General features: G+C 63.2%; 5 protein-coding genes. 2 read left to right on the top strand and 3 right to left on the bottom strand.

The features are described 5' to 3' along the window. Positions 1-53: 53 nt before the first annotated feature. The 3 genes from ENZ74_RS24805 to ENZ74_RS24795 are packed head-to-tail and all read right to left on the bottom strand — an operon-like array spanning position 54 to position 3,228. Positions 54-1,502: an aromatic amino acid lyase gene (locus tag ENZ74_RS24805; protein ID WP_063168108.1), complete on the bottom strand. Its 1,449-nt coding sequence runs from the start codon at positions 1,500-1,502 to the stop codon at positions 54-56. 26 nt (positions 1,503-1,528) lie between these two features. Next, positions 1,529-2,113: a GDYXXLXY domain-containing protein gene (locus tag ENZ74_RS24800; protein WP_063168109.1), complete on the bottom strand. Its 585-nt coding sequence runs from the start codon at positions 2,111-2,113 to the stop codon at positions 1,529-1,531. Beyond that, positions 2,110-3,228, bottom strand: coding sequence for a DUF2157 domain-containing protein (locus tag ENZ74_RS24795; RefSeq protein WP_063168110.1), 1,119 nt, complete (start codon positions 3,226-3,228; stop codon positions 2,110-2,112). Before ENZ74_RS24795 ends, ENZ74_RS24800 begins: the two co-directional genes overlap by 4 nt. Positions 3,229-3,467: 239 nt before the next feature. On the opposite strand from ENZ74_RS24795, the gene ENZ74_RS24790 reads away from it, so the two are divergent. After that, positions 3,468-3,608: a DUF1127 domain-containing protein gene (locus ENZ74_RS24790; protein WP_013531315.1), complete on the top strand. Its 141-nt coding sequence runs from the start codon at positions 3,468-3,470 to the stop codon at positions 3,606-3,608. 49 nt (positions 3,609-3,657) lie between these two features. Continuing rightward, positions 3,658-3,798 carry a DUF1127 domain-containing protein gene (locus ENZ74_RS24785; RefSeq protein ID WP_013531314.1) on the top strand — a complete coding sequence of 47 codons (141 nt, stop codon included), beginning with the start codon at positions 3,658-3,660 and terminating at the stop codon, positions 3,796-3,798. Positions 3,799-3,871 lie beyond the last annotated feature (73 nt).

The following is a 3,871-nucleotide window of genomic DNA, read 5'->3' as shown; positions in this document are numbered from 1 at the left end:
TACTTCATCCGTTCAGGCGCACCAATTCACCGGCTACCGCTTTGTTGGCATCTCTACGCCTCGAACACTTTCTCAGTGAACCATTCCGCCAACCTGGCAAGCTCCGGCCCCAGCACGCGATCGGCGCCGACAGGCGGCACGATAGCTCTGATTTGATCGACGAAGGAACGCAGTGCCGGCGGCGGCGTCCGTTCGGTGACGTGCAGCGCCTGCGAGGCGATCATTGCCAGCATCGCCATGGCGGCATCGACGCAGCGGCCGGCGGTCGCTTCCTTGGCCCATGCGAAGAACGCCGTCGTGGCGACGTCGTCCTGCCCCGCGCCAGCCGATTCCGTGCCCGGAATGAAGGTGCGCTGTGCGGCCAGCTTGGCCTGCTCGAGATAGCCGGTGATCGCCATCGGCACATAGCCGACATTGCCATGGCCATCGCTGTCGGCTGAGTGACGTCCGGTCATCAGCAGATCCGGCAGCAGCGACACCTTGCCGTTCAGAAGCTTCGAGGCGTGGCGGTCGCAGAGCAGGCAGATGTCGGCCCATATCGCCGCCAGATCGTCCAGCGCCGGCGTTGCCATCGCATTGTGATAGCCGCCGGTCGAGATGCAGCGGCCGAGCCGATCTGCATCGTCGGGCGGGATGTAGACGGGATTGTCCGATATCGAGGCCAGCGACACATTGGCCGCCCGCTCGGCCGTCGCCAGCGCACGATGCGCCTGGCCGAGGACGCGCGGCACGATGCGGTAGCTGACCGGCGCCTGATAGTTGCGTCGCCCATCGCCGGCGCCAACCAGAAACTCCCGCAATCCCTGCAGGGCAGCCGTTTCATGCTCATCGCCCCAGAGCGTGTCGAGCGCCGCGTCATAGTGCTCGAGCGGCGCGCGAAACGCTTCGATCGACAGCGCGAAAACTTTTTGCGCCATGCGGATGCGGCGGCGCCCCGCGAGCGCTGCGTCGGCCACCAAAGCGGCGGCGCAGGGCGAGCCGTTGATGAGCGAGCCGCGTTCCTTGACCTCGAGGTCGAAGCGCGTCGAAAGTTCTGCAAACAAGGGATAGAGCGCCAGGATCTCACCGGCGCCGCCCTGGCCGGAGGCCGGCACGACAGGCATCGGCCCACCGTCGAGCATCGCGGCCACGGCAAGCGCGATGCGCGGCGTGGTGGCGGCGTTGCCCTCGATGAAGTTTGTCAGACGGGCAAGCACGATCGCCCTGACCACGCGATCCGGCAAGGGATCGCCGAACGAGGTGGCGGCGGCAAACGCCTTGATGCGCGCATGGCGATCACGCTCGTCAGGTTCGAGCTTTCGGCTTGCCAATTCCCCCATGGCGGTTGTGACGCCATAGATGACCGGTGGCGGATCGGATTCAATCAGCTTCAGAAACGAGACGCGGCATTCGGCGATGCGCTGCAAGGCCTTCTCGCTGATCTCCACCGTGTCCTTCTTCCAGGCGACGCGGAAGACAGTGTCGAGGTTGATGTCTTCACGCGTCGACAGGCTAACTGGCATGCTTCACACCATCGGAAATAAGGGACTTAGTAGAGTGGTTCCTCGAACAGCGTCTTGTCGCCGTCGACCAGCGCCTTGATCTGCGCGGTGCCGTCGCCGGCAAGAGCAAGACGGATGCCGAATGGCCGCACCCGCATGTCGTTCTGGATCGCCATCCCCTCGCCTTCCGGCAGATAGAAGCGCTCGATGCCATAGTCCGGCGCGATGGTCGCCTCTTCGCCGCGAAGGTCCCAGCCTTCGGCGATGTGGCCTAGAATATCGGCCTCGTCGGCGGTTGCCATCGTTGGCGCCTTGCCGAACCAGGCGGCCGTCGGCTGCCAATAGCCGTCGGCGCCCTTCTTCAGGCGCACCACAATCGACGTATCGTCGCTTGAAAATTTGTCGGGCGGAATGTTGGCGATCATTTTCACCGGTATGCGTGAAATCTCGTAGCCCAGGATAATATAGTCGCCGCGCAGGAGGTCGCGCGGATCGACGGGTTCGATCTTCAGCAGCACTTCCTTGCCGTTGCGCAGGATCGCCGCCCGGCCGGCGATGATCCAGCTCAGGAAGCCTATCTGGACGAGCGCCAGCACCAGCGCCGAGATGACAAGCCTTTTCCCGGTGATCATGCCGTGGCTCCCTTGGCGTCTGGGCCCTTCATGCGTTTTTCCACGCGGATGATGACGATCGCGAGGATGCCGAGCAGCACCGCGGCGGCCAGGAAGAAACCGGCCGTATCGAGCATCGATTGCAGGGTCACGACATAGATGATGGCGAGTTCGAAGGCGAAGCCGAGATAGGCAAGCCAGCGTAGCCCACGGCTCTCCCGTCCTGCCAGCACGATCGCGGCGACAACACCGGCCAGCGCGATCGCCGAAGCGAGGGCAAAACCGCTGTTGTAGGTGCTCTCGTCGGCGAGTTCGAACTGGATCATTGCGAGGCCGGTGAGGAAGGCGAGCAGCGCGTGCAAGGGCAAGCGGCCGCCGAGTTGCACGACCCGGTCGACCGGGCCAGGCGCGAAGACCGAGGCCGCGAACAGCAGCGCCGAGGCGACGACCAGCGGGATCGCCACCTGCAGCGTGTCGTGGTTGGTGACCAGCAGCATGAGATAGAACAGCACCGACAGGATAATCAGGTGGCGCGCCGCCTGGCTGCGGGTCCAGAACGAGACGGCAAACAGCACGATCGCCATCACGACGAAGCCGTGCGGAAAATCGCTGCGGCTGTAATAGTCGAAGCCTTTGAGGACCAGCCAGGCATCGGCGATGCCGACCGAAGCCACCGTCAGCGGGTTCGATCGCAGCGCAACCGCCGCCAGCGCCGTGCCGGCTCCCCAGGTCACCAGAGCCGAGGCCTCGTCGCCCGAGAGATGATACATCTGGCCGATCAGCGCGATCGAGCCGCCGAAAGCCGCGGCCGCCACGATCCACAGCGCTTCCCCGATTGCCGCATGGTCGCGGGCCTTCAGCACCGCGCCGCCGACATAGCCGCCAAGGATGACGGCAAACAGCGCCGCCACGCGCGCCAGCCTCGGGATCGCGTCCCAATTGGCGGCGACGAAAATCAGGATGGCGGCGCCGAACAGCAAGGCGGCCATCATAGCCAGGATCGAGCCGAAGCTCAGCGACTTGCGCTCGTTGGCCTCGACATCGCGCGCCAGCGAATCGGCCGTCGCGGCGTCGATCATGCCGGCCTGCTGCCAGCGCGCGATATCCGCCCTGACCCGCGACGAATAGCTCGCCATGCTGCTTCTCCCCCCCAAGTTTGGTCTTTTTTGCAGCCGATCCGGTCAAGCCGTTGACGCTTAGGCATTTTCCGATTCGGGTTTCTTTGTGTCAGGTCCGTGAACGAGCGTTAATGCTGCATTGCACAATTTGCATTGCTGCCATGCAGCCATAGCGCTTTTAAATCGATATGGGTCCGCCTATTTATAGTTCGTACACAAACGGAATGATCCGCAAGAAAGACGAAACGAGAACTACCATGAACCTGATCCGCAACTACCGCAACTGGCGCCGCTACAGGGACACCGTGTCCGAGCTGAGCCGCCTGAGCAACCGTGAACTGACCGACCTCGGCATCAGCCGCAGCGACATTCCTTACGTCGCTCGCAAGGCGGTCTAATTCTTCGGACCGCGAATGGTCCGAACCAGTTTTGAAAAAGAGAACGACAATGAACCTGATCCGCAACTATCGTAACTGGCGCGTTTATCGCGAGACGGTTACCGAGCTGGGTCGCCTTTCGAACCGCCAGCTGCATGATCTCGGTATCGTCCGCGACGAAATCAAGATCATCGCCCGCCAGGCGATCTAGACAGAATTTCGCCAGGGTCGACCTCCTCCCCGACCTTGACGAATACGGTCACCCCTTACCTCCTCCCAAGGGT

The organism is Mesorhizobium sp. M7A.F.Ca.CA.002.15.2.1 (assembly GCF_003998715.1).
GTDB lineage: Bacteria > Pseudomonadota > Alphaproteobacteria > Rhizobiales > Rhizobiaceae > Mesorhizobium > Mesorhizobium ciceri.
The sequence above is the reverse complement of the archived record's forward strand: the minus strand, read 5'-3'. Positions and strand labels throughout refer to the sequence as shown.

What these genes read in the sequence shown, in the direction of transcription:
- ENZ74_RS24805 (WP_063168108.1), bottom strand. Translation starts at nt 1,502, where the DNA reads ATGCCAGTTAGCCTGTCGACGCGTGAAGACATCAACCTCGACACTGTC.
- ENZ74_RS24800 (WP_063168109.1), bottom strand. Translation starts at nt 2,113, where the DNA reads ATGATCACCGGGAAAAGGCTTGTCATCTCGGCGCTGGTGCTGGCGCTC.
- ENZ74_RS24795 (WP_063168110.1), bottom strand. Translation starts at nt 3,228, where the DNA reads ATGGCGAGCTATTCGTCGCGGGTCAGGGCGGATATCGCGCGCTGGCAG.
- ENZ74_RS24790 (WP_013531315.1), top strand. Translation starts at nt 3,468, where the DNA reads ATGAACCTGATCCGCAACTACCGCAACTGGCGCCGCTACAGGGACACC.
- ENZ74_RS24785 (WP_013531314.1), top strand. Translation starts at nt 3,658, where the DNA reads ATGAACCTGATCCGCAACTATCGTAACTGGCGCGTTTATCGCGAGACG.